The following is a 2,522-nucleotide window of genomic DNA, read 5'->3' as shown; positions in this document are numbered from 1 at the left end:
CCGATGCTTTGTCTTCAAAAATTCGCTCACAGCCGATTTCTGTTAACGCATCAACTTGACGGTCAAGCAATTGTTTCCCTTCAGAAGTTGACACTCGGGCATAACCGATTAAACTCATGATAAATTTCTCACGATAAATAATATCTTGGCTATTTTATCATAATTAGATTTATTTGGCTTTATCATGAAATAAATGGAATAAAAAAGCGCCGAATTGGCGCTTATTTATAAACTCACGAAAAACAATAGGTTTTCGTGAATAAAATTTATCATAACTGAAAGTTATGAGAATTCTAAACAGTAGAAAATAAAAATTCTGCATAATAATTGATTTTCGTAATTTATCGATATCAGAAAAAAACTCAAAATTTACGCAAATGTTTACCTTGATAAAAAATTACAGGTAGGTCATTGGCAAGCCAAGCAACTCTGTCTTGCCTGTATGATTGAGCATGAAAAGCATCGGCTCATCACTTGCTTGTGCCAATTGTAGTGGTTCGTTAAAGGTGATGTATTGATAATATTTACCTTGGCTCTGTGCAATATGCTTGAACAAGATTGATTTACTGACTTGTCTGGCGTCTGTCACCATAATTGCAGGGAATTGAGTGATAAGTGTGGCTAAGATTAAATGAAGATGACGGGGGATATACATAAGGAAATCATTCTAAATTTAGTTCAATTTCATATTGCAAACAAAATTGAACTAAAAACGACTTAATAAAAAACTATAGCTGTGGCAATTTGCCACACTTTTTTATTTGGAAATAATCGCTATTTGTTGCCTAATCTTATATACTATCATACACGTTTTTAAATGGTATTGAACACAAATGATAAATAAAAAGACTAAGATAATAGCCGTTGCTAACCATAAAGGCGGCTGTGGCAAAACGACGACCGTGGTTAATCTTGCAGCAGAACTCGCTAAACTCGGTTCATCCGTGCTTGTCATTGATCTTGACCCACAAGCCAACGCTAGCCTACACATCGGAAAAGAACACCCTAGTGAAGTCAGTGTGACTATTGCAGAATTACTGTTGTCAGAGCCCGAGAAGTTACCCCTTGCGATTCATGAAGATACTTATCTTGAAGGGGTATCTTTAATTTACGGTTCTTTAGCACTGGGCATGACAGAAGATAAGCTAAAAGAAGACACACCGCGTCCTTCTGAAGAGTTGCGTGACAAAATATCACCACTTATAGGTTTGTATGATGTTATTTTGATTGATTGTCCACCCAGTCTTAAACTTTTGACCAGTAATGCTTTAGCAGCTGCGACCGATTTAATTATACCGATAGAATCGGGATCACAGTACGGTATGTATGGCGTGACTGACTTAACACGTCATCTACAAAAGATTCATCGCATAAATCCTAATCTGAACTTACTGGGTGCATTACTGATTCGTCATGATGAACGTCAAACCGTCTGTAAACTGATTGAAAGCTCAGCCAAAGAACAAATTGGAAAGCTCATTCCAGTTAAGATTCCAACCAGTACCAAAATTAACCAAGCTGCCATGGCGCAGACCAGCATTCAGAAAATCGACCGTTCATCCAAAGTCGCCCGCGAATTTCGTAAATTAGCGGTTTGGGTAGCAAATGAGTTATACCTCAAAACAGATAATTCTGATGTAGAACTCGAGGCTACTGAAGGAGTTGATGATGAGTAAAGATATAAAAACATTATTGGCTCAAAAATTAGCTGATAACAACGCCCGTCATGCCAATGCCAACCAATCGACCTATTTAGATGTCGGTAATGAGTTAAAACGATTACCACTTGATAAAATCAAGTCTAATCCTTTTCAGCCTAGAACAGTATTTGATGAAGCAGAAATCGCCAATCTTGCAGAATCTATCAAAGAAATGGGACTGCTGCAACCCATTACCGTACGAGAAACAGGCTTAGGCGATTATGAGCTGATTGCAGGGGAACGCCGTTTTAAAGCTCACGAACTTCTTGGCAAAACCCATATCGATGCGATTGTATCACGAGCAAGCGATAGCGAGATTGCCATTTTAGCACTCGCCGAAAATGCCAGTCGTGAAGATTTGTGCGATTATGAAATCGCTCAAGCACTGCGTAATATCGAGAAACATTTTCCCAATAAATCTCGTCTTGCCGAAGCTGTCGGTCTTGACCGCAAGGAAATGTACCGCTATCTTGCCTATCACGACTTACCAACATCATTTTTGGATAAAGTCGCTACCAAGCCAAAATTATTATCCCGCTCGGCAGCGTATGACATCAAGCAGGTATTGAATCAATTCAAGTTTTCTGAACAACAAACTGATGAAGTTCTAAGTCGTGTTTGGGAGTTACTAGAGTTAGGTAAGTTGGATCAAGGCAGAATTGCAGAATTTATTCAAAGCGAGTCTTTAAAAGAACTTAAATCACAAATTTATTATCCACCAGTTGCCGCACCTGACATCAAACCGATTTTATCAGGAGGTAAACACATTGGAAAATTTCATCATAAAGGCAAAAAGTATGTGGTCGAAATCAATGCCAAAGA

3 protein-coding genes and 1 pseudogene are annotated in these 2,522 nt (G+C 38.3%); 2 read left to right on the top strand and 2 right to left on the bottom strand.

All coding sequences use genetic code 11. The annotated features are described in order from the left end of the window. Together RT143_RS12240 and RT143_RS12235 are read right to left on the bottom strand one after the other, a co-directional pair. Positions 1-118 (bottom strand): recombinase family protein (locus RT143_RS12240; RefSeq protein WP_313093367.1); only part of this gene is annotated, 118 nt, incomplete at its 3' end. 279 nt (positions 119-397) lie between these two features. After that, entirely contained in the window at positions 398-655 is a 258-nt protein-coding gene (locus RT143_RS12235; protein WP_313093366.1) for a hypothetical protein, read from the bottom strand. Between the two features lie 178 nt (positions 656-833). On the opposite strand from RT143_RS12235, the pseudogene RT143_RS12230 reads away from it, so the two are divergent. Then, positions 834-1,592 (top strand): annotated as a pseudogene (locus tag RT143_RS12230) (ParA family protein); the annotation flags it as partial. Positions 1,593-1,668: 76 nt separating this feature from the next. Continuing rightward, a partial coding sequence (locus RT143_RS12225; protein ID WP_313093360.1) for a ParB/RepB/Spo0J family partition protein occupies positions 1,669-2,522 on the top strand: 854 nt, incomplete at its 3' end.

Origin of the sequence: Moraxella sp. CTOTU48268 (genome assembly GCF_032069585.1) — a bacterium.
Lineage (GTDB): Bacteria > Pseudomonadota > Gammaproteobacteria > Pseudomonadales > Moraxellaceae > Faucicola > Faucicola cinerea.
Note: the sequence above shows the minus strand (reverse complement) of the source record. Positions and strands in the feature narration are given on the sequence as shown.